Source organism: Devosia yakushimensis, assembly GCF_030159855.1.
In the GTDB taxonomy this organism is placed as follows: Bacteria; Pseudomonadota; Alphaproteobacteria; order Rhizobiales; family Devosiaceae; genus Devosia; species Devosia yakushimensis.
Genome location: NZ_BSNG01000001.1, coordinates 2600273 through 2619233, shown reverse-complemented (window position 1 = coordinate 2619233; position 18961 = coordinate 2600273). Strand labels below are relative to the sequence as shown.

Genomic DNA, 18961 nt, shown 5'->3' with positions numbered 1-18961 from the left:
TTTTAGTTTCCCAGTGCGCGCTGCAGGAAATCGCGAACCGTCTGCTGGAATTTGGGAGCTTCCTCGACCTGGGGGGCGTGGCCCGAATTTTCGAAGATGACGAGCTCGGAGCCCGGGATGAGGCGATGGATGGTTTCGGACGCGGCGACCGGGGTGATCCAGTCGTGGCGGCCTACCGTGATCAGGGTGGGAACCTTGATGCCCGGCAGATGCGGCTTGAGGTCGTAATTTTCCTGGTTCACCGCGAAGGCGAAATTGTGCGTCGCATAGTGATAGGGCGTGTTGGCGACGCGCGCATGCACCTTGTCCATGTCGAGGTCATGATCGTAGAGCGGCAGGATATGCGCCCAGGCAGCCTTGAGGTCTTCATTGTCGCGGGTGGTGCCGGCCATGATGCGGTTGAAGAGGTCGAGATCGACTTCGATACGCGGCGAAGCGAGGGCATTGGCACGCGAGAGTTCGCGATGCGCATTATCCGCCGAGGTATCGCGCAGCACCATGGCGAGCACGCGGTCGGGATAGCGGATGGCATATTCCATCGAGATGAAACCGCCATAGGACCCGCCGGCCATAATGATCTTTTCGGCGCCGATCCACTCGCGAATGGCGTCGACATCGGCTGCCCATTGTTCGTGGGTGAAGGGCGCCTTGTCCTCCGAGGCGCCGCTGCCGCGGGCGTCGAACACGACGACGCGATATTCGTCCGAGAAGGGACCGAATGAGCCCTTGGGTTCGGCATGGCTGCCCAGGCCCGGCGCGCCATGATGAACGATCATCACCGGCTTGCTCGTATCCTCGCCGCCCAGCACTTCAATGTTCAGGCGTGCGCCGTTGATGGTGACGTCCATTCCAGTCTCCTCTCTCTAGATTACCCGATGATGCATTCGTCGATGGTGCGCGGATGGCTGGTCAGCCGCTCCGGCCCCGCCTCGGTGATCAGCACCGTGTCCGAAATGCGATAGCCGCCATGGCCGGGAATATAGAGGCCCGGCTCGGACGAGACGATCATGCCCGACTGCAGGGGGCTGTCGTCGCCATCGGCGATCCAGGGCGGCTCATGCAGCCAGATGCCGATGCCATGGCCCTGGCGGTGGCGCAGATATTGCGCCATGCCGGCCTCGCGAATGACATCGAGACAGATGCGATTGGCTTCCGAACAGGGGCGGCCGGCGATCAGCGCATCGGTACCAATGGCCTGGGCGCGGGTGGCGACTTCGAAATAGCGGCGCTGCTCGTCCGTGGGCTGACCCATGACGAAGGTGCGTTCGCTTTCGGCAAAGCGGCCGCCGACGGCGCAGCCCAGCGAGAGGATGAAGGTTTCGCCGGGCTTGACGCGTTCGGCCGAGGGCAGGCCATGGGGCAGGGCGGCATTCTTGCCGGTATAGACCAGGCCCCCAGCCAGCATCTGGCCGACCACGACGTCCTCGTGTTCGGCATACATGGTGGAGACGCCAAAGCCTGTAACATGCCTTGCAAGCTCGGCCTCGCTCGGCAGCGGCGCGCCGGCATCCATGGCGTCGCGGATAAGCTTCAGACCCGCGCCAACCATGGCGTCGGAGATGCGGGCGGCTTCCCGGTGAAGGATGATCTCTTCAGGAAACTTGATGAGCCGCGCATCCTCGACAATTTCGGACATGACCCAGCTGGCATTGGGCGCGAATTGTTCGAACTTTTTGACGCGCCCGGCGGGGGTTGCCGGTGTATAGGCGATGCGGCCGGTGGGGTTGAGCTTCGACAGCAGGATCGAGAAGGCGTCCTCGATGCCGGGATATTCGGGATAGACGACGAAATCGGCGGCGGTGTTCTGCTTTTCGGCGTGGTCGGCTTCGAGCGCCGGAACGAGCAGGATGCAGTCCTTGGCCGTCAGCCAGATCGCGGCGGGCCGCTCATTGGGGAAGTGGAAAAAGCCGCTGAGATAGGCGACGTGGTGATGGTCGTCCACGAGCAGGCCGTCAAACCCCTGGGCCGCCATGCGGGCGCGCAGCCCATCCTGAATGCGCGCATAGGTGTCGCGCGAAAGGCGTTGCTTCACGGCTCAGTTCTCCCGGGTTTTTGGATTGCGGGCGTCGTTATAGGCGATCGACACGAGCGTCGAAGAGACGACCAGAAGAAGAATGGCCAGCGAAGGGAAGAGCGTGCACCACCAGGCTACGGTGAGCGCGCCGGAGCGCTGGGCATTGAACAAGATCTTGCCCCAGGACCAGCTTTCCGGATCGCCAAGGCCGAGGAAGGAAAGGCCGGCTTCGGACATCACCGCGCGCGAGGCGGTGAGCACCACCGAGACCACGATGATCGGCGCCACGGCGGGCAGCAGGTGCCGCCTCATAATCCAGAAATGCGAGCCGCCAATGGTGCGGGCCGCATCGACATAGGGCAGGCGGGTCACCGACAGCGCCTGCGAGCGGACGATGCGGGTCACTTCGGGCCAGGAAAAGAGCGCGATGACGACGACGAGTGTCGTGACCGAAGGGCCGACCAGCGCCGCAACGAGGATCATCAGCGGCAACACCGGCAGGGCGAGGGACACATCGACCAGCATCGAGATCGGCGCATCGAGCCTTTTGGCATAGGCGGCGAGAATGCCCAGCGCCACGCCGATAAGGATGGCGAGGAAGGACGAGGCAAAGCCGATGATCATGCTGATGCGCGTGCCCCAGATCACCTGCGCCAGCACGTCGCGGCCCAGATCATCGGTGCCGAAGGGATGGGCGCCCGAAGGCGGCATCAGGATTTCGATGCCGTAACCACTGGGAAATTCGGCCAGCAGCGGCGCCAGGATCGCGACGAGCACCATGAGCAGGATGACTGCGGCCGGGCCCATGCCCAGCGGATTGCGCCGGAAGGCGCGCCAGGTGCGCTGGGCGGGCTTGAGATCGGCGGGTGCGAGCGCCGGCGCGGTAGCCGGTGCAGTTTCGGTTGGGGAATGGATCATAGTCATCAGGCACGCACCCGCGGGTCGAGCAGCCCGTAGGCGACGTCGGTGACAAGATTGGCGATCACCACCGTGGCCGCCAGCAGCACGAAGGCGCCCTGCAGCACGGGGAAATCGAGCTGGCCGACGGCTTCATAAATTGCGCGGCCGACGCCGGGATAGGCATAGATGGTTTCGGTGAGCACGGCGCCGCCAACCAGGAACCCGATCTGCAGGCCAATGAGCGTGGTGGTGGGCAGGAGCGCATTTCGCAGGGCGTGCTTCCAGACCACCTTGTTTTCGCGCGTGCCCTTGGCGCGCGCGAGGTCGCAATATTCTTCGCCCAAGGCTTCAATGAGCGTGGCGCGCAGCGTCAGCACATAGGAGGCGAGCTGCGCCAGAACCAGCGTGAAGCAGGGCAGGATCAGGTGGTGCAGGACCGAGAGATAATAGGAAAAACCCGTCAGGCCGGATTTGACGGCCCCGCCTATGGGGAACCAGCCCAGCATCAGGCCCAGGGTATAAAGCAGCAAAATTCCGAGCGAGGGCACGAAGAGCGATTGCCCGACAACGCCGGCAATCTGGACCACCTGGTCGACCCAGCCGCGGGCACGGGTTGCCGCCAGCACGCCAAGCGGCACGCCGAGGATCACCGTGAGCAGCAGGGCCGACCCGGTCAGCAGGAGCGTCCATGGAAGACGCTCCATCAGAACTTGGCTCACCGGCTGGCTGCGCAGGAACGAGACGCCCAGATTGCCTTGAACTAGCTCGCGCAGATAGGCGAAGTACTGGACCAGCAGGGGCCGGTCCAGGCCGAACTGCTGCAACTGGGTCTGGCGGATTTCCTCCGTCATGCCCGGTGCGGCGACAGCCAGCACCGGGTCACCCGGCAGGAGCCGGACGAGGAAGAAGGTAACCGTCACGGCGAACCAGAAGGTCACCAATCCACGTGCCAGTCGTTGCAGAAAATAGCCGGTGAGATGCACGTTATCAGGTCTCTATGGTCAGTTCTTGGGCTTGACCGAAGCCAGCGACAGCGGATTGACCAGCGAGAGCAGGTCGGAGGGCTGCACCACGAAACCGTCCCACTTGTCGCTGTTATAGGCGAACTGGAAGGTCTGGTAGTAGAGCACGTTGTCGTAGACCTTGTCCTGGATCAGCTTGGCAGCGGCCTGCACCGGCACCTTCACAGCTTCAGGGGTGGTAGCGGCCTGGGCTTCGTCGATTAGCTTTTCGAGGTCCGGATCGGAGATCGAGGCATAGTTGATGAAGCCGCCGGTGCGGTAGGCCAGGCCCAGATACGCCGCTGGTTCTTCCATCACCGCCCAGTTGCCGGCATAGATGTCGAAATCCTTCTCGCGGCCGCGCGCCAGATAGGTGTTGCGCTCAAGCCCGGTCAGATTGATCTTGATGCCGGCCTTGGTAGCGCCGTCCTTCATGATCTGCGCCCAATTGGCGATATCGGCGGCGCTCTGCTCGTAGAGCAGGGAGAATTCGAGGCCGTCAAAGAACCCGTCCCCATTGGCGTCGCTATAGCCGGCATCGGTCAGGATCTGCCGGGAAAGCTCCGGATCGAAGCTATATTCCTTGGCTTCCGGATCGGCCCAATAGCTGAGAACCGGCGAGATGGCCGAGGAATTGGTCGAATTGGCCAGGCCCTGCATGGCGATGGCGCGGATGGCCTCGTAGTCCACGGCATGGGACAGCGCCTGGCGCACTTCGAGCTTGGACAGCTCTGCGTCGGTCATGTTGTAGAGCACATGCGACCAGCCCAGGGACGGCGCCTGGGCGATGGTAATGCCCGGCTGGCCCTGCAGCGTGCGGGCGATCGGCGCCGGCAGCGAATTGGCAATGAGATCAAGGTCGCCGGCACGCAGCGCCAGGGCCTGGGCATTCACATCGGGGAAGACGCGGAATTCGACTTCGTCGACGCTGGCCTTGCCCGCTTCAACCAGCGGGTAATTGTCCACGGCGGTCAGCAGATAATTCTGGCCGGCATTGACTTCGGTGAGAGCGAAGGGACCGGCGCTGACCCAATCCTTGTCATTGGCGAAGGCGGCGACCTGGCCGATTTCGGGGAAGGCGTGCTTGGGCACGATCGGCATCCAGAAGCCGATATTGGTTAGGAACGTGCCGTCCGGACGGCTCAGCGTGAATTCGACGCGGGTCGGCGAGACGGCCTTGGCGCTGACGAAGGAGGGAATGAGACCTGCCGTGACGCCGATCTTTTCGGTGGTGACCGCGGTGACCGTGAAGACGATGTCATCGGCCGTGAAGGGCGTGCCGTCGTTCCAGGTCATGTCGCCGCGAATATCCATCCAGGCGGTCAGGCCGTCCTCGGAATAGCCCCATGCAGTGGCGACATAGGGGTCCTTGGAGCCCTTGTCCGTCATCTGCATCAGGCGCGGATACATGAGGTTCGTGACCCAGGTATCGGAGCGGCTATTGCCGACCAGCGGGTTGAAATTGACGACGTCGGCGGTGGTGCCGATGACGATGCGGCTGGTGGCATCCTGCGCGCTGGCGGGGCTCAGGCTGGCCATCCCCATGGCCATAACGACGCCGCCCATCAGGACGGAACGACGGGTCAAAGCATTCCTAACATTGCGGATCATCATGGTCTCGCGGTTGAATTGGCACCCAAGTGTTGCGATGCGGCCGAAGCCGTGTCAAGGATTGTCGTACAATTCTTGAGCGAGGTAGTGTCACTGATGACGAAACAGGCAGACGAGCGCCCAGTGCTGTCGGTGTCAGGGCTTGATGTCAGCTTCCGCACCATGCGTGGCGACGTGAAAGCCGTTAGCGATGTTTCATTCGATCTCAAGCGCGGCGAAGTGCTGGCGCTGGTAGGGGAATCCGGCTCGGGAAAATCGGTTTCTACGCGCGCCGTCATGGGTATCGTCCGCGGCAATGCGACGATCAATGCCAAGCGCATGGAGCTGGCGGGGCATGACCTGCTGACCATCGACGAAGAGGCCAAGCGCAAGCTGCGCGGCCGCGTGATCAGCCTGGTTTTCCAGGACGCGCTCTCGGCGCTCAATCCCGTGCTCTCCATCGGCGACCAGCTCGGAGAGCTCTATCGCACCCATCTCAACGTGTCGCGCAGGGAGGCCCGCAAGCGCTCGATCGAGCTGCTGCGCTCGGTGCATATCGCCTCGGCCGATAAGCGAATCGATGACTATCCGCACCAGTTTTCCGGCGGCATGCGGCAGCGCATTCTCATCGCCTCGGCCATCGCTCTCAAGCCCGAAGTGCTGATCGCAGACGAGCCGACCACGGCGCTCGACGTGACCGTTCAGGCCCAGATTCTGGACCTTTTGGACGAGCTGCGGGATGAGCTGGGCATGGCCATCCTGCTCATCACCCATGACCTTGGCGTCGTGGCGCGCATGGCCGAGCGGGTCGCCGTGATGTATGCCGGGCGCCTCGTCGAAACCGGCAGCGTCGACGATATTTTCCGTGCGCCGGCCCATCCCTATACGGCCGCGCTGATGGCTTCGGCGCCGCGGATCGAGACGGTGGAAAAGCTTGAGCCGATCAAGGGTTCACCCCCCAATCTGATTGCGCCGCCACCCGGTTGCGCCTTCAATCCACGCTGCACCCATTTGGGCGAATTGTGCACAAAAGTCCGCCCGAAACTGATCGCCGATCTCCCGGGGCGTAGCCGCGCCTGTCACTATCCGCTCGTGGAGACCGCCCATGTCGCCTGAACCGATCCTTGAGGCTCGCGGGCTGTCCAAAACCTTTCGCGCCGGCGGCGCCGTGTTCGGCAAGCCGTTTCATGCGGTCAAGGACGTGAGCCTGGCCGTCACGCCGGGCGAGACGTTGGCAGTGGTGGGGGAATCTGGTTGCGGCAAGTCCACGCTGGCGCGCATGCTGGTGGGACTGGAAACGCCGGACGAGGGCGAAATCCTTTTCCGTGGCGCTCCGATCCGGCGTGATCGCACCCTGCGCCGGCAGGTGCAGATGGTGTTTCAGGATCCCTATCTGTCGCTCAATCCGCGCCGCACCGTGCTCGATATCGTGGCCGAGCCGCTCGACGTTCACGGCCTGGCCAAGGGCCCGGCGCGGACCGCACGTGTCGAAGAATTGCTGAGGGCGGTCGGTCTTGATCCGGCCTCGGCGAGCCGTTTTCCACATGAATTTTCAGGCGGCCAGCGGCAGCGCATCGGGATTGCCCGGGCCCTTGCGGCCGAACCCTCGGTTCTGGTCTGCGACGAGCCGGTTTCGGCGCTCGACGTATCGGTGCAGGCGCAGGTGGTTAACCTATTGATCGACCTGCAGAAACGGCTGGGCATTGCCATTATTTTCATCGCCCACGACCTTGCTGTGGTGCGGGCCATCTCGCATCGGGTCATGGTGATGTATCTCGGCCGGGCGGTCGAGGAGGGCGGCGCCGATCAGGTTCTGGTAACGCCCAACCATCCCTATACCGTTGCGCTGCGCGGCTCGGCCCTGGAGCCCGATCCGGCGCGGGCACGGCTGGCGCGGGGCAAGGCGACGCGGGGCGAGCCCCCCAACCCGGTCAATCCCCCGCCCGGCTGCCGTTTTAACCCGCGCTGCCCGCGGGTGACGGAGGAATGCCGCAAGGACGAACCGCAGATGAAGCGGCATGCGGACGCCGCCGGCATCAGCGGTGTGGCCTGTTATCATCCGGTGCTGGAGAGCGCCTGATCTGCTAACAGACTGTTAGCATCGAGCGCGTCAAACAGCGTTTTTCGTTACCCTTCCGCCAACGAGAAGGGTAACGGGAGCCGGGTCAGGACAATTATGCCCGCCCCAGCCGGTCCAGCAGTGCCGCGCCGGTGCGGATGCCCTTGAGGAACAGGTCGATTTCCATGTTCTCGTTGGGCGCGTGGTTGGCCTCGTCCGCATTGGCGTAGGGCATGACGAAAGCCGGCACGCCGAGCACCTTAGTGAAGACATAGTCGGGCAGGCTCCCGCCGGCCGATGGATAGACCAACGGCGTCTCATTGCGAGCCTCGACAATGGCTTCCTGAATGAGCTTGCCCCACGGGTCGTCGAGCGGCGTGCGCGAGGGCAGCATCGAGCCGTAGGTGATTACTTCCACCTCGGGCGCATGCTTGGCGACATGCGCCCTGACGCAGGCATAGACATGCTCGGCCGTCATCGCCTCAACCAGACGGATGTCGCATTTGGCGACGGCCTCGCAGGGCAGCACCGATTTGGTGCCCGGCCCGCCATAGCCGCCATGCAGCCCATTGATGGTCAGGGTCGGATGGAACATCAGCCGGTCCCAGAACGGACGGTCGGCCGGCTCATCGAGGCGCTTGAGGCCCATTTCGGTCATATAGGCCGGCAGATCGAGCGGCAGCGCCTTGGTGGCGGCAATGTCAGCTTCGGTGGGCGCAATGATCTGGTCGTGCAGCCCTTCGATGGTGATACGCCCGTCCGGCGTCTTCATGGTCGAAAGCAGGTGCACCAGTGTCCATATGGCATTGGGCATCACCCCGCCATAATTGCCCGAATGAGCATCGCGGGCGGCAGTGCGGACGCGTAGCTCGAACGAGGTCATGCCGCGCACACCATAGGTCAGCGTGGCGCGGCCTGACTCGTGCAGGGGCCCATCGGCGGTCACGACGACGTCGGCCTTCAGCCGATCCTTGTGATCCCTCACGAAATCGGCGATCTGCGGCGAGCCGATTTCCTCCTCGCCTTCGAGGAGGAAAATGACATTGCAGGGCAGGGTGCCATGCACTTTCAGATGCGCCTCGATGGCCATGATCTGCGCGAAATGCTGCCCCTTGTTGTCACCCACGCCACGGGCATAGATGCGCCCATTGCGGATGGTCGGCTCGAAGGGTGGGCTTTCCCACAAGTCCAGCGGATCGGGCGGCTGCACGTCATAATGACCGTAGAGCAACACGGTGGGTTTGTTGGGATCAACCATGTAGCGGGCGAGCACGAAGGGATGGCCCTTGGTCGGTATCGCCTCCACTTCCATGCCCAGCTCACCCAGCATCTTTACGAGAAGTTCTGACACTTCCCTGATGCCAATATTGTGGGCGCTGATCGAGGGATTGCGCACATAGTCGATGAGGCGGGCGATATAGTCCTTGTGCCGGGCCTCGATATGCTCGAAGACCGGCGCCAGCGTGGGAGACGTCATGCCTGCTCCTTGGTCAACAAGATGCCGCCCGAGGCGTGCACCCGGCCCTGCCAGCCGGCCGGCACGAAAGTGGTGGTATCGAGCTGGGTGAGAATGAGGGGGCCGGCAAAACCTGCGCCCGCGCCCAGCTTGGCGCGATCGATCACCGGAACCTGCTGGCTCTTGCCGTCGATGCTGACGGCGGTGTGTTCGTCCGGCGCCGGCGTTTCGCCGGGCGCGAGATCGACAGCCGGCGGCACGGCGGCAAGGCCGGTTGCATGGACACGCAGGGTGACGAGCTCGATCGGTGCGCCGAGATTGAACCCATAAAGCGCCTTGTGCGCAGCCTGGAAATTGGCTTCCGCTTGCGCCCTGTCATCCACATAGGCAACGGCGATTTCGCCGCCTTGCCCGGCATAGCGCATCAGCCCCACGCGTTCGATGACGCGCATGTCGGTGGCAACTCCTTCCTCATCGAGCCAGCCGGTCGCCTGCTCTTCGAGTTCGGCGATGATCGGCTCGGTCGTCGCGGGATCCATCGCACCCGGAATGGCCATGGCGCGCGAAAATTCCGATTTGAGATCGGCCGCGAGCAGGCCGTCGGCGCAAAGCACGCCCGGGGCAGGGGTGATCAGCACGCTGCGAATGCCGAGGAGATCGGCCAAAGCACAGCCATGCAGCGGGCCCGCGCCGCCAAAGGGCACGAGCGTGAAGTTGCGCGGGTCGTGGCCGCGTTCCACCGAAACCACGCGCATGGCGCCAACCATGTGATTGTCGACAATGGCGAGAATGCCGCGGGCGGCAGTTTCGATATCGAGGCCGAGCGGGGCCGCAATGCTCATGACCGCATTGCGGGCCGCTTCGATATCGAGAACCATGCGGCCCCCAAGCAGGCGCGCCGGCAATTGGCCGAGTGCGACATGGGCGTCGGTCACGGTCGGCTCAGTGCCGCCATTGCCATAGCAGGCCGGACCCGGACGGGCGCCGGCGCTTTCGGGGCCGACCGTCAAGCCGCCATCCTTGATGCGGGCGAGCGAACCGCCGCCGGCCCCAATGGTGATCATGTCGACCATGGGCAGGGCCAGCGGCCATTCGCCCACGGCGCCATGCTGGGTAAGGCCGATCTGGCCGCCCTTGATGAGACAGATATCGGCCGAGGTCCCGCCGATATCGACGGTGATAATGTCGTCAATGCCGCAAGCCGCCGCCGCAGCGCGCGCGCCGACAACGCCGGCAGCAGGGCCGGAGAGGGCGGTCAGCGCTGGGGCGACACGAATTTTGGGCGCACCGGCAACGCCGCCGTTCGACTGCATCAGCATCAGCGGCGGAGTAGCGCCTTCCTCGTCGAGGCGCTGTTCGAGCTTGGCGACATAGGAGGTGACGCCGGGCATGACGGTGGCGTTGAGCACGGTCGTCAGGCTGCGCTCATATTCGCGCACCACCGGCAGCACGTCGCTGGATACGGTGATGGCGAGATCGGGCAATTCTTCGCGCAGGATTTCGGCGACGCGCCGTTCATGCGCCGGATTGGCATAGGCGTGGATGAGACAGATGGCGACAGCCTCGACAGCCATGCCGCGAATCTGGGCGGCTGCGGCGCGAACGCTCGCTTCATCAAGCGTTTCGAGCACGCCGCCGCCGGCAGCAATACGCTCGTCCACTTCCACGATGCGGCTGGCCGGAACCGGCGGCACCGGCTTGACCCAGGTATAGAGATTGGCCTTGCGCGGAATGTCCTGGCGGCCGATGGCCAGCACATGGCGGAAGCCGCGCGTGGTGACGAGTGCAGTGCGCGCGCCCTTGCCTTCAAGGATCATATTGGTGGCAACGGTCGTGCCATGCAGCACCTGATCGAGATCGGTCGCCGAAGCGCCGGCCTGCTGCAGCGCCAGGCGAATGCCGTTGAGAAAAGCCTCCGACGGATCGGAGGGAATCGACGGCGTCTTGGCGCGCCAGGAGCGGCCGGTGCCATCGACCAGGGCGACGTCGGTAAAAGTGCCACCGATATCCACGGCAACGGCGAGATTGGTAGGGTTTTTGTCCAAGGCCATATCAGGCGAGCTCATCGAGATAGGTATTGCGGTGGAAGGGTTTGGTGGCCGGTCGGTCGGCGCGCAGCCCGGCCGTGGCTTCGATATCGAGCTGGTCGTTGGCGATCACCACGCCATAGAAGGTCTTGGCCGCTTCCGCCGAAACAAAGCCGCCGCGAACGTCTTCGAGCACGCTTTCGGCCGGACGGTCATAGGGATGCCCCATGCCACCACCGCCACCGGTGCGAATGCGCAGGATATCGCCCTTCTTGAGGGCCGTGCCATCCGAGAGCGGCGGAATCTGGCGCTCCTCAGGCGTGCCCGGATTGACGACAATGGAGCCGCCACCACCGGACATGCCGCCGGCATAGCCCCAGGGCGGGTTCTTGACGCCATCGATGCGGATAGCAAGCAGGGCCTCATCGGCGAGGATTTCATATTCGCGGATAATGCCGGTGCCGCCACGCCAGCGGCCGGGACCGCCGCTGTCCGGCACGACACCATATTGGCGCAGCCGGATCGGATAGCCGCCTTCGAGGAATTCGACGGGATAGTTCTCCTGCGCCACGAAATAGACCGCGTCGATGCCATCGGCAAAGTCGCGGGCGCCGTAGCCAACCCCGATACCATCGGCCAGCAGGAACGGCTTTGGCGTTCCGGTTTCCTTGCCGAAAGTGCCGCGCATAATGGTGACGACATAGGCCGAATGAGCCGCCGGAGCGCCGCCCTTGCCGCGATTGACCAGGCCATTGAGCACGGCGAGCATCCGCATCATGGTGAGGCCACGCATGCCGAGCGGCGCCGGGAAGCGCGGCTGCACGATCGAGCCTTCGCGCAGCCGCACTTCGTCAATGGCCAGTGGACCACCGGCATTGACCACCTGCGAGGGGTCGCCGCCGAGGAAATAGAGCCCCAGCGCCATGCCGGGCACGCCCTTGTTCATGATCAGGTTGACCGGGCCGGGCGCCTGATCGTCGCTTTCGGTCGCGTCGAAGATAAAGCGGTCTTCGCCGTTGGCCCCTTTTTCGCGGGTGATGGCAAAGCGCAGGCTGAACGGGCCATTGCCGTGCCCGTCGCTGTCGATCTGGTCGGAAAACTTGTAGGTGCCATAGTCGAAGGTCTCGGCGAGCCGACGGCGCACCAGGGTGCGGGTACGGTCGAGCAATTGGGCGAGCGCGTCCGAGACAGTATCGGCGCCGTGGCGGGCGACCACCTCGGCAACGCGGGTAACGCCGAGCTTGACCGAGGCCATCAGCGCCGACATGTCGCCTTCGCTCTGGGCCGGGAAGCGCGAATTGCGGTGGAAGATGGCCAGCGCCGTTTCGTTGACCACGCCGGCATCGACCAGCTTGGTCGGCGGGATGATGATGCCTTCCTGATAGATGGAGGTGGCATCGGGGCTGATCGAGCCGGGGTGCAGGCCACCGATATCGGCGAAGTGCGCCCAGCTCATCACGAAGGCGCAGAGCCGGTCGCCATGGAACACCGGCGCCAGCAGCACCTGATCGTTCGAATGCGTCACCGCGCCCTTGGAGCCATAGCAGTCATTATACCAGTAGAGATCGCCCGGCTTCATGGTCTCGCGCGGGAAATGCTCGAAGACCGGCGAGGTAAGGTCGCCAAAGATCGGCACCATCGACCCCACCGCCATCACGCCACGCTCATCAAACAGGGCGGTATAAAAATCCTTCTTTTCGCGGATGAAGGCCGAGATGGCGGTGCGCTCGATCAGGGCTTCCATTTCGCGCTGGGTCGCCATGATCGCCCCGCGGATGATTTCCAGCGTCACCGGATCGCAAATGGGGGCAGTGTCCGGCGCCAATGCCGGCATGGCGGATGAGAGCGGTGTCATCAAAAGCCTTCCAGAGAGAAAAGAAATGAAAATATCGGGAGGTCAGGCGCGCGCGGCGTTACTCATCCCGGTCCATATGGCGGAGCACGGCGTCGGCGGAGCGGCGCACATAGATCCGGGTTGCGCGCTCGGCGGCGGCGACATCGCGGGCGGTAATGCCGGCGATGATGGCGCGCACACCCTCCATGCCGGTTTCGAGCTGGCCAGGCTCGTCCATGGCATAGATGCGGAGCATGTTGACGCGCGAGCGGAGCTGATCGAGCATTTCGGCCGCGATCTGGTTGTCCGCCACATCGGTCATGAAGCGCAGGAATTTCGACATGGTCTCGGCCATGCCGACCTTGTCGCGCTTGGAGCCGGCCTCAAGCAGCCGGCGGCCGAAATCCTGGGCTGCGGCAATGTCCTCATCCGTGGCGCAGGCCAGAAAACTGCGCACGGTGATGGCTTCGAGCTCGGTGCGAATTTCGTAGATTTCGTGGACATGCTTGCGCGTCAGCCGCGCGACGCGAAGCCCGCTATGGGGAATCACATTGACCAGCTTTTCGGCTTCGAGCCGGCGCGCGACTTCGCGCACCACCGTGCGGCTGATGCCGAAGGCCTCGCATAGCTCGCGCTCGGTCAGGCGCGTATCCGGCGCAATGCGCCCCTCCATGATGGCGGTGCGAACGGCGTCAAAAACCCGGTCGCGCGCGAGTTGCCGGGTTTGCGTGCTTTCTTCCGTCAGCTCATCGGCCATGTGCGATGCATCAACCTGAAAGATCTTGCGCAAGTCGCTCATTCGTGTCGGTCGCCCCACGGGAAAATGGATGGGTCATCCAGCATTTGGCCGTCATGGTCAAATCGGTGCGACGGCGTGTTGCGGCGACTGTAACGAGGCTGTTTCGCAAAGCCTAGCGGAAAATTGTCGTACAATCTGGATTGTCGTACAATTTATCTTGGGGCATCGTGGGACTGTCACATCGCACAAAGAGGGTTCAGCATGCTCGACACGGCCATCAAAAACGCCATCGCCCAGGTCAATGCCGACGCGGCATGGCCGCTGGTGGAGGCCTTTTCCACCATGCCGCGCTGGAAGCCGGAAGACGTCGAAGCCTCGGCCCATGACATCGCCCGGCGTCTAGGAGAGTTGGGCGTGCCGGTCGAAATGCTCGAAGCCTCGCTCTATCTCTCCATTCCATATGAGGCATCGGTCGAGGCCAATGGCAAGACCTATGCCTCCAAGCCTCCGGCCTATTCTCTGAGCTGCCCCCAGGGCATGTCCGGCGTTCTGCATCACGTGCCGGGCGCGCTATCGGCAAGTGTTTCGAGCTTTTACGAGAAGAACCGGGACGAGGCTGCGGCAGCCGTGGAGCGCATTCGCGGCAAGATCGTGCTGACCGACGGGTTTGCCTCGCCCAATAAAGTGCTCGAATTCCAGGAAAAGGGCGCCATCGGCGTCATCGCGGTCAATCCGGGCGTCGACCGGCATTGGGGCATCTGCTCGTCGGTCTGGGGCACGCCCGATCTCGACGGCCTGCCGCGCAAGCCGGTGATCCCCGTTGCGGTCGTCAACAATCCCGACGGCCAGGAACTGATCGCGCTGGCCAAGGCTGGAGGCAGCGTCACCATCAAGACCCGCCTCGAAGAAGGTTGGTTCAAGTCCTTGGTGCCGGTGGTCAATGTGCCCGGCGCAGTCGAGCCGGAAAAGTTCGTTCTGCTCGCCGGTCACTATGACAGCTGGGACGTTGGCGTTGGCGACAACGCGACCGGCGACGCCGCCATGCTCGAGATTGCCCGCGTGCTTTGGCACAACCGCGCCGATCTCCGCCGCTCGGTGCGCATCGCCTGGTGGCCGGGCCATTCCACCGGCCGCTATGCCGGTTCGGCCTGGTATGCCGATGCCTTCGCGCTCGATCTGGACGAAAATTGCGTCGCGCAGGTCAATTGCGACAGCCCCGGCTGCCGCTGGGCCGATGTCTACGAGAATGTCGCCTGCATGAGCGAGGCGACGAGCCTTTGCACCGACGTCATTCGCCAGGTGGCCGATCTGCCCTTCGAAGGCGAGCGCCCGCTACGCGCCGGCGACTACTCCTTCAACAATATCGGGCTTTCGAGCTTCTTCATGCTGTCCTCGACCATGACGGTCGAGAAGCGCAAGGAGATGAACTATTACACTGTCGGCGGCTGCGGCGGAAACATCGCCTGGCACACCGAAAACGACCTCATGGACATTGCCGATCGCGATATCCTCATTCGCGACATCAAGGTGTACCTCGCCGGTGTCATGGCCGTCGCCAATGCACTTGTCCTGCCCTTCGACTGGCGCGCGACGGCTAAGGAGTTCACGGCCACGCTGCAGAAATATCAGAAGGCCGCGGGCGAAAATGCTGCACTGCTCAACCCGGTCGCTCTCGAACTGGCCGGTCTCAGCGCTTCGCTTGACGCCTTCTATGCTGCCATTGCGGCCGGCACGGTGACCGAAGCACGAGCCAACTCCGCTATCCAACAGCTCGCGCGCATCCTGGTGCCGCTCAACTACACGCGCGGCCCGCGCTTTACACATGACCCGGCTCTGCCGGTGCCAGCTCTTCCAGCCATTTCGGTGGCAAGCGAGCTTAATACCTATGGGCCGGACACGGTTGGCTTTGCCCGCACGCAACTGATACGTGGCACCAACCGTACCGCCGCGGCCCTGCGCCAAGCCGCTCGGCTTCTCACACCCTGACGAAGGCTTGTCTGGCGGCTTCCCGCTCAGTGAAGCCGCCGGCAGTTCGTTCATACGGAGGCCTTTAAGCCTCGATCCTTCACCGCCGTAGCCGCAGTGGCCGGACTAACTGGGCGCTTACTGCGCTGCCACCCTGGCGAGCATCGGCACCAGGTTTTTCAGGACAAACCGGATGGCAAGCGGCGATCCGGCCGAAAAGGCCTGCGTCAGCGTATCCGACGGATCAAGCAGGATCGCTCTTCCCGAACGCACGACATCGAGTCCTGCGATCAAGGGATCGGACTGCAGCTGGTCGAGCGAAGTGTGGATCGGAAACATGACTAGGATATCGGCCTCAAGCAGGTCGGTCCGTTCTGACGAAAGCGCAACATAAAAGCCTGAAGCGGGCAGGTCGGACAGCGCGGGCAAGGGCGCAAAGCCAAATGCTGCTAGCAAGTCCATGCGGGCATCACCCGGGACATAGGCACCATACCCATCACCAAACTTGGTGCCTACAACAAGTCGTTTGCCAGAAAATTCCGGATGGGCTTTGCGAACGCCTGCGATCTCACCCTCCAATTCCGCAACCAGGGCTTCGCCCTCGCTGGATTTGTTCAGCGCCCGGGCGACCTGACGCACTTGGTCTTGCCAGGAAATGTTGAAAGCCGCAGTTAGCGTTTCGGCAAACACCGTCGGCGCAATCTGTGACAGCAAGCTGTACTGATCCGCATCGCCCGCCGAGCGCACATTCAGGATCAAGTCAGGTGCCAGTGCGGCGATCTGCTCGATGCTCGGCGCCGCTCGATCGAGAAGCAACGGTTCCTTGCCCTCGAACAGCCCGACGGCCCATGCGCCAACGCCGGGCGTGCCAAAGTCCTGCCAGTCGATCACGGCAATGGGTTTTACCCCAAGCTGCAAAGCAATCTCTGCATCCGACCAGCCCAAGGCGACGACGCGTTGTGGATCGTCCGGTACGGCGACGGTACCGAACATGGTTTCGATATCCTCGGCCGCCTGTAGGGCCGTTGATCCACAGGCCATAAGAAACAAGACGACAGCAACAATGCTGGATAGTCGAGACATGAACCCACTCGCCAACGATAGCGCCATATGCTCTTTGTTCATGGTTGGCTGTGCTAGTCTACCAGCTCTTGTGGATGCTTAGTGTCGCCGTCCGGCCCGCGCCATAGCCACAGGAGGTGGGGGAGAGGCAGCTCGCCACATAGGAGGTGTCGAAAAGGTTCGAGACCTTGAGCGCCACCCCCCAGTCGTCCCTTTCGTAGCGGAGTGCCGCATCCACCACGGCCGCGGCGGGCACTTCGAGCGCATTGGCCTCGTCAGCCCAGGAAGCGCCCAGATAACGAATGCCCGCGCCAATGCTGACACCCTGTAGCATGCCTTCAGGAATGGTGTAGTCGACCCAGAGCGACGCGGTGAGTTTTGGAATCTGGACCGGCGTATTGCCCACCGGCACGGTGCCGGTTGCCGTGGTCACTTCGGCATCAAGATAGGTTAGGCCGCCCAGGATCTTGAAATCGCCGGCATTGATCTGTGCTTCCAGCTCGGCTCCCTTGATGTTGACCTCGCCAATGGCCGCCCGCACGGCTGGCGCGCTTCCCGGCACGGTACCCACCACATTGCCGCGAGTGATATTGAAGAACGAGGCCGTGACCAGACCATCGAAGAAGTCCGGTTCGTATTTAACGCCGACCTCCCATTGCCTACCGGTTTCGGCATCAAACAGGCCCCCATTGTCGTCAACCTCCAGGCTCGGATTGAATGAGGTGGCATAGCTGACATAGGGGGTGAAGCCGTTGTCAAATTCATAGCCGAGCCCGATACGACCTGTGAACGCCCCCTGGCTCGATGTCGACAGGCCGCCAGCCGGCATCTGGTTGTCGAGCTGGGTCTCAACCCAGTCGTAGCGTCCATTCAGCGTGGCGATCAGCGGGCCAAAGCTGATCTGATCCTGCGCATAAATGCCGGTCTGCTGCATTGCGATAGTATCGTCGCGATATGTGCTCAGGGCCGGAAGTGGCACGCCATAAACAGGGTTGAGAACGTCGATCGGCGAGGCGAATGAGAAACCAAGCTCCTGATCGATAAAGTAGTTCTTGTAGTCCAGACCGAGCAGCACGTCGTGGCTCAGCGGGCCGGTGTCGAAAGTCCCTTCGATCCGCGTGTCGGCATTGAAGCTGCGCACATCGGTGTCGTGGCCGAAGCCGAAACGGCTCAGTTCCGTCGGGCCGGCCCAGCCGCCGGCATAGAGATATTCCTCATTGAGCGACACCGTCGCGTAGCGCAGGTTCTGCTTGATGGTCCAATCGCCGTTGAGATCGTGCTCAAGCTCGTAACCGATGGTCGCCTGACGCCGATCATAGAGGTCCTGCCCCGGATCGCCATAATTGAAGTCCCGGGGAATGCGGCCCACGCCCGGACGATCGATGGCAGTGCCTTCATAGGGCAGAAAACCGGTGCTGGTATGGTCGAGATCCATCCGCATGTAACTGCCGTAAAGCGTGATGCTGGTAGCGTCCGTGGGTTCAAACATCACGCTGCCGGCAAGCACACCACGCAGGTTGTCGGCGTCCTTGGTCTCCCAGCCGCCGCCCGAGACCTTGCCGGTCAAGCGGTAGCTGGCATTACCCTGTTCATTGACATCGCCGATATCGAAGCCGGCATAGGCATTACCGAAATTGTTGATCCCGGTTTCGGTATAGCGCAGCCGCTCCCCGGTGGGCCGCTTGCTGACCATGTTGACGATGCCGCCGACATTGGCGCCGCCATAAAGCGCCGAAGCGGGCCCCTTTAATACCTCGACCCGGTCGAGCAGAAACGGGTCGTTGAGGAAAGTGCCGAAGCCGGTCTGGTAAAGTGGCAATCCATCGAGGAACATGCCGGTCTGTTCGGCCTGAAAACCCCGAATGAAGTACCAGTCAGTGTCTGCATCGGTGCCATAGGTGCCGGCGTTGACGCCGGCCGTGTACCGCAGCGTCTCATCCAGTTTGGCAGTGCCGGGGAGCGCATCGAGCTGTTCACGGTCGACAACCGAAACTGATTGGGGGATGCGCGCCACCGCTATGGCGAGCTTGGAGCCGGAAGAGGTGGTAAGTCCAGCGCCGCCGGCGCCGGCGGCCTCGACAGTTATGGTGTCCAGCAGAAGCAACTGATCCTGGCCAAGGGCAAGTCCACCAGTTGAAACCAAACTGGTCGTTGCCAGAAGCAGGGTGGTGATGGCGCGACGCGGCATCGTGGTCATGTACGGAGCCCCCAGAAGACGACCCGCGTCGCAATCCGGACACGAGCATAAACGTTTAGCAAATAGATGAGTGTTCTACTCACCTATTCGCGACCTGGTTTGTCTTTCCTTTGGGCG

General features: G+C 63.0%; 14 protein-coding genes. 3 read left to right on the top strand and 11 right to left on the bottom strand.

Translation table 11 applies throughout. From position 1 onward, the window contains the following. Window positions 1-2 precede the first annotated feature (2 nt). The 5 genes from QQL79_RS12670 to QQL79_RS12650 are packed head-to-tail and all read right to left on the bottom strand — an operon-like array spanning window position 3 to window position 5502. On the bottom strand, window positions 3-848 hold the full coding sequence (locus tag QQL79_RS12670) for an alpha/beta fold hydrolase (RefSeq protein ID WP_284391328.1): 846 nt from the start codon (window positions 846-848) through the stop codon (window positions 3-5). Window positions 849-868: 20 nt separating this feature from the next. Further along, on the bottom strand, window positions 869-2032 hold the full coding sequence (locus tag QQL79_RS12665; RefSeq protein WP_284391326.1) for a M24 family metallopeptidase: 1164 nt from the start codon (window positions 2030-2032) through the stop codon (window positions 869-871). A 3-nt stretch (window positions 2033-2035) separates the two neighbouring features. Beyond that, window positions 2036-2938, bottom strand: a complete 903-nt coding sequence (locus tag QQL79_RS12660; RefSeq protein ID WP_284391324.1) for an ABC transporter permease — start codon at window positions 2936-2938, stop codon at window positions 2036-2038. Further along, complete coding sequence (locus QQL79_RS12655) at window positions 2938-3897, bottom strand: ABC transporter permease (protein WP_284391322.1); 960 nt, start codon at window positions 3895-3897, stop codon at window positions 2938-2940. Before QQL79_RS12655 ends, QQL79_RS12660 begins: the two co-directional genes overlap by 1 nt. An 18-nt stretch (window positions 3898-3915) precedes the next feature. Continuing rightward, the gene (locus QQL79_RS12650) at window positions 3916-5502 is read right to left on the bottom strand and encodes an ABC transporter substrate-binding protein (RefSeq protein ID WP_284391319.1); all 1587 of its coding nucleotides are present in this window, start codon (window positions 5500-5502) and stop codon (window positions 3916-3918) included. A gap of 120 nt (window positions 5503-5622) precedes the next feature. Between QQL79_RS12650 and QQL79_RS12645 the strand changes: the two genes are divergently transcribed. Beyond that, a complete protein-coding gene (locus QQL79_RS12645; RefSeq protein ID WP_284391317.1) occupies window positions 5623-6621 on the top strand; it encodes an ABC transporter ATP-binding protein in 999 nt (332 codons plus the stop codon). After that, complete coding sequence (locus QQL79_RS12640; protein WP_284391315.1) at window positions 6611-7585, top strand: ABC transporter ATP-binding protein; 975 nt, start codon at window positions 6611-6613, stop codon at window positions 7583-7585. The genes QQL79_RS12645 and QQL79_RS12640 overlap by 11 nt, the downstream gene beginning before the upstream one ends. 94 nt (window positions 7586-7679) lie before the next feature. Here QQL79_RS12640 and QQL79_RS12635 read toward each other — a convergent pair whose 3' ends face one another. From QQL79_RS12635 to QQL79_RS12620, 4 genes are read right to left on the bottom strand one after another with little or no spacing between them, the layout of a single operon-like run. Beyond that, window positions 7680-9041, bottom strand: a complete 1362-nt coding sequence (locus QQL79_RS12635) for a M20/M25/M40 family metallo-hydrolase (protein WP_284391313.1) — start codon at window positions 9039-9041, stop codon at window positions 7680-7682. Continuing rightward, the gene (locus QQL79_RS12630) at window positions 9038-11071 is read right to left on the bottom strand and encodes a hydantoinase/oxoprolinase family protein (RefSeq protein WP_284391309.1); all 2034 of its coding nucleotides are present in this window, start codon (window positions 11069-11071) and stop codon (window positions 9038-9040) included. The genes QQL79_RS12635 and QQL79_RS12630 overlap by 4 nt, the downstream gene beginning before the upstream one ends. A gap of 1 nt (window position 11072) precedes the next feature. After that, window positions 11073-12902: a hydantoinase B/oxoprolinase family protein gene (locus QQL79_RS12625; RefSeq protein WP_284391308.1), complete on the bottom strand. Its 1830-nt coding sequence runs from the start codon at window positions 12900-12902 to the stop codon at window positions 11073-11075. A 58-nt stretch (window positions 12903-12960) separates the two neighbouring features. Further along, a complete protein-coding gene (locus tag QQL79_RS12620) occupies window positions 12961-13680 on the bottom strand; it encodes a GntR family transcriptional regulator (protein WP_284391306.1) in 720 nt (239 codons plus the stop codon). Between the two features lie 201 nt (window positions 13681-13881). On the opposite strand from QQL79_RS12620, the gene QQL79_RS12615 reads away from it, so the two are divergent. Further along, on the top strand, window positions 13882-15606 hold the full coding sequence (locus QQL79_RS12615) for a M28 family peptidase (RefSeq protein ID WP_284391304.1): 1725 nt from the start codon (window positions 13882-13884) through the stop codon (window positions 15604-15606). A 117-nt stretch (window positions 15607-15723) separates the two neighbouring features. Here the strand turns inward: QQL79_RS12615 and QQL79_RS12610 are convergent, their stop codons facing one another. Together QQL79_RS12610 and QQL79_RS12605 are read right to left on the bottom strand one after the other, a co-directional pair. Continuing rightward, a complete protein-coding gene (locus QQL79_RS12610) occupies window positions 15724-16578 on the bottom strand; it encodes an iron-siderophore ABC transporter substrate-binding protein (protein ID WP_284391302.1) in 855 nt (284 codons plus the stop codon). Between the two features lie 148 nt (window positions 16579-16726). Beyond that, a complete protein-coding gene (locus tag QQL79_RS12605) occupies window positions 16727-18844 on the bottom strand; it encodes a TonB-dependent siderophore receptor (RefSeq protein ID WP_284391300.1) in 2118 nt (705 codons plus the stop codon). Between the last annotated feature and the right edge of the window lie 117 nt (window positions 18845-18961).